The sequence below is a fragment of the Halolamina salina genome (assembly GCF_042678005.1).
GTDB classification, from domain to species: domain Archaea; phylum Halobacteriota; class Halobacteria; order Halobacteriales; family Haloferacaceae; genus Halolamina; species Halolamina salina.
Window position 1 is genome coordinate 1 of sequence record NZ_JBHUDH010000253.1, and the last position, 3,649, is coordinate 3,649.

Genomic DNA, 3,649 nt, shown 5'->3' on the forward strand with positions numbered 1-3,649 from the left:
GCACCCTGCGGTCACAAGTGGTCATGCTCACTCCGCGGTGCCGTTCGTGGTCGCTGTACGAACCGCTACGTCTCACGCGGGAGTACGGAAGAAACGCCAGGACTGGGATTTGAACCGGAATCAGACGGTCGACCTCGCGCTGCTCGGTCGCTGCGACTGATAGGGGTTCAAATCCAGTCAGATGTTGTTTTCCGCAGTCGGTTCGCTCGTCGCTCCGCTCCTCGCTCACGTGGACTGCGGAAAAACGCCAGGACTGGGATTTGAACCCAGAATCCCGGAAGGGAACACGCTTTCCAGGCGTGCGCCTTACCGTTCGGCCATCCTGGCTCGGACGAATCTACCGCCCTGTGTGGGTTAAGTCCTTCCTTTCGTCCGCAGTCGGTGCTCCGTCGCGTACGCGACGCCGGCGGTCAGCAGTCCGACGCCGACCGCGACGGCGCCCACGGCCGGAATCGACACCGGCACCGGAGCGACGAGCAGTTGATACCCCTGCACCGCCGCGAGGAAGGCCAGCAGGCCCACCGCGCCCCACAGCAGCGCCGACTTCGTTCGCGGGGTCACCTCACTCGACGCTGACGACGGCCTCGATCTCGACGCCGACGCCCTTGGGGAGCGCGCCGGCCTGCACGGCGCTGCGGGCCGGCGGCTCGTCGCCGAAGAAGCTCGCGTACGTGTCGTTCATCTCCTCGAAGTCGTCGATGTCGGCCAGGAACACCGTCGTCTTGAGCACGTCGTCCATCGACGCGCCGGCCTCCTCGACGATCGCCTTGAGGTTCGAGAGCGACTGCTCGGCCTGCGTCGCGATGTCCTCGTCGTCCAGCAGTTCGCCGTCGGGGGTCATCGGGATCTGCCCCGCGGTGAACAGGATCTCGCCGTTCGTCGTCGCCTGACTGTACGCGCCCACCGCCTCGGGGGCGTCGTCGGTGTGGACCGTCTCCTTCATGGCCGGAACTGGCGCCGGACTCCCCTTAAGTCCAACTGACCGCGCCGGTAGTGTCAGATAAGCTGATTCCATGCGAAGGCGAACACTTGAAGCCAATTTTCGACGGTGTTTGCTTCGGTATGGCTGAAACAGTTTGAGAACTGGTTGGTTCGGCGTTTTAGTTCTCGGAAGACACGTTCGACGCTGTTTCGATTACCGTATTTCTCGTATCTGTAATCGAGGTCATGGCGGTGGAGAGTTGCTTGCAGCCACGGTGCAGAATCGACGAGAAAGACTCCGTCATTAATCAGCGCGGTGAGATTGATAGGTTAATTTCCTGATATAACCACCCTTCTGAACGTCGGTTCAAAAGGATAGAATCTATTCAGCTAGTTCTGCAATTCGTTCTTCTAGGTTTGAGACATCCTCTTCGTTTGTCTCGTAGTGGTGAGAGTAGAAGCCGATCCCAAATATCAGTAGAAACACACCACCTAGTAAAAATATAACCCTAGCAAGACTATGTGGGCGCGTTTCGTTAAGCATGAGATTAGTAAGGGTGATAATTGAAATGTTAAATAATATAGTAAAAGTGACTAAAATTACTCCGCAAATCCCTGCGAATACGGATATTGATTTAATTGGGTCTTCTATTCCGTCTGAAATCACATCTCTTAACATATCTGTTATCAATTGTCGAATTTCTCCAGGAATAAGCCAGATGACTCCAATATAGATAATAGCGGATAGAACTACAGCGCCAATCCGAACATGACTAGACATTATTTTGTCGTGTTTTATAAATGCCTGAGAATCCTGCGATCACAAACCCAATACCAATCACCGCAAGTAGACCTACTGAGGTGTATCCAACAACACCCGACAAGACGCTAGTAACTCTATCTGAGATATAGAATGTGAAGAATAATACGGCAAATCCGACTGCAGAGATAGATACGGACTCGACAAGACGCCTTTGCCAACGAATTTCTGTATTTTCTTTGTGAAATTCTATAGTTCTATCTTTGAATTTATTCAGTGCTGGAATCGTATCTTTTTCAATGTCATACTCATTACTGAGATCTTCCTGTAACCTATCCGAGATAATGTGTGGTATTTCAGTTTGCTCTTCTAATATTTCTCCATCACTCAAGATATCCTTAGTCTCTTCTCTAGCAACATGCTGTAGGTAGGCATCCCACGAAATAATCGGTTGTGTGTCTTCGCTATCTTCTTCTATAGAATGATATATCTCATCGTTCGTCGTACCCTTCTCGTTCAGCGTGGGTTCTGTGTCTAGAGTATCTTTATTTGGTGATAATGGACTAACCTCAGTCTCAATTCCTACCTCATCTGCACCTTTTGGCCCATGACCTCCTGAGGTATCGATAATCGCTTTATTATCGGACATCATCGATCACCTAAATACCTAACTTCCCCGTCCCATTTGCCTAGCAATATATCTACTTCTGCTAGCACATTTGTCCAGTTTTCTGTTTCACTCCGACTTTTGTCCCACTCCTGTAATGCTAAATCCATCAACTCACCAACTCTCTCACCCACCCACGCATCAATTTCGGGGATCAAGTCTTCAGCTATCAGCGTATAAACTTCTAATGTAACAACTGCTATATTGGACTGGCGCTCCTCAACAAATGAAGAAAGTCCTGCAGAAACAGCCTCAGAAAACCCGTTTGGGTCAGGTGATGCGGAATTATCTATTATACATTCACTAAATTGGAGGTTATCAATACCCTTTAGCAGTATTGATTCCAATAGATTCTCCGGCAATTTTGAATATATCTTTTGAGTAGTTTCCCCTAATTGCCCGGATTCGTCATTTTGTATAAATTCGCTAATTCGTCTCCGGAACTGGGTCTGAAACCTATCTGTCGCCCAAGTATTTAACAATTCGAGGAGTAGTTTAACATGTTGCATCCACGAGCGGGTGAGAGTATCATCGTTTACTACAGCGGTGGAGCCAACCCTCTGTAATGTCTCTCTACATTTATGATAACGCGAAAAATCCTCTTCTTCAGCCTGTCTCAAAGTTTGGCGGAAGGCTGTGATCTCTGACGGTGGCATTTATTCACGGGGTATGAGGTGGGACGGATAATATTTTTGGGTTGCCACTTTCCGATTGTTTCCAGAAAACATCCTATTGACCAAAATTTCATGATTGTTTCTTAATCAACCTTTGGGTTCTATTAGTCATAAAAGTCATATTTATGGAAAAATCTACACACTCGGCGCGACCCGCGGCCGACGCTTCAAGTACGATGGCGCGCCAACGACGATCGTGCACCGAACCGTCCACCGCGCCCTCCGAGCAGTCGCCGTCGCCGCGGTTGCCCTCCTCGCGCTCGCGCTCCGGCGCGCCCGGAAGCGCGCTCGCGAGGTCCCGCTCTCGCCGATCACCGCCGGCTGGTACGTCGGCCCGGGGTTCGTCGAACGCGAGGGGTTGACGACGGGCGAGGAGCCTGCGGGCGAGGTCGCCGACGTGGCCCACTTCGCGGGCGAGACGTTCGATCCCGAACGGCTCCACCCCGAAGTACGGCGCTTCTACGAACGCACCGCGGAGTACGAGATGCGCTACCGGGCACAGTGGCACCGACCGTTCCGGACCGGCGCCGCCGTCGCGAGCCGGCTCACGAGCCGGATCGAACAGCTCAATCTGCCGGGGCCGGGCGACGAGTCGTGGCACCGGCTGGAGAGTCAGTTCCTCGACGT

General features: G+C 52.1%; 6 protein-coding genes, 1 tRNA gene and 2 pseudogenes. 1 reads left to right on the forward strand and 8 read right to left on the reverse strand.

Annotated elements, in window-relative coordinates; genetic code table 11:
* The 8 genes and pseudogenes from ACFR9S_RS15425 to ACFR9S_RS15460 all read right to left on the reverse strand — a co-directional run.
* Positions 1–229, reverse strand: a 229-nt coding sequence (locus tag ACFR9S_RS15425) for a hypothetical protein (RefSeq protein ID WP_379818999.1), incomplete at its 3' end; no start/stop codon positions are given.
* Positions 230–245: 16 nt separating this feature from the next.
* A tRNA-Ser gene (locus ACFR9S_RS15430) sits at positions 246–327 on the reverse strand.
* Positions 328–354: 27 nt separating this feature from the next.
* Complete coding sequence (locus tag ACFR9S_RS15435) at positions 355–561, reverse strand: hypothetical protein (RefSeq protein WP_379731854.1); 207 nt, start codon at positions 559–561, stop codon at positions 355–357.
* 1 nt (position 562) lies between these two features.
* The gene (locus tag ACFR9S_RS15440; protein WP_379731855.1) at positions 563–943 is read right to left on the reverse strand and encodes a Rid family detoxifying hydrolase; all 381 of its coding nucleotides are present in this window, start codon (positions 941–943) and stop codon (positions 563–565) included.
* Between the two features lie 53 nt (positions 944–996).
* Positions 997–1,230 (reverse strand): annotated as a pseudogene (locus tag ACFR9S_RS15445) (IS6 family transposase); the annotation flags it as partial.
* Positions 1,231–1,303: 73 nt separating this feature from the next.
* A complete protein-coding gene (locus ACFR9S_RS15450; RefSeq protein ID WP_379731857.1) occupies positions 1,304–1,702 on the reverse strand; it encodes a hypothetical protein in 399 nt (132 codons plus the stop codon).
* Positions 1,695–2,330: a hypothetical protein gene (locus tag ACFR9S_RS15455; RefSeq protein ID WP_379731859.1), complete on the reverse strand. Its 636-nt coding sequence runs from the start codon at positions 2,328–2,330 to the stop codon at positions 1,695–1,697. The genes ACFR9S_RS15450 and ACFR9S_RS15455 overlap by 8 nt, the downstream gene beginning before the upstream one ends.
* Complete coding sequence (locus tag ACFR9S_RS15460) at positions 2,330–3,004, reverse strand: hypothetical protein (protein ID WP_379731860.1); 675 nt, start codon at positions 3,002–3,004, stop codon at positions 2,330–2,332. Before ACFR9S_RS15460 ends, ACFR9S_RS15455 begins: the two co-directional genes overlap by 1 nt.
* Before the next feature lie 214 nt (positions 3,005–3,218).
* On the opposite strand from ACFR9S_RS15460, the pseudogene ACFR9S_RS15465 reads away from it, so the two are divergent.
* Positions 3,219–3,649: pseudogene (locus ACFR9S_RS15465) on the forward strand (hypothetical protein); the annotation flags it as partial.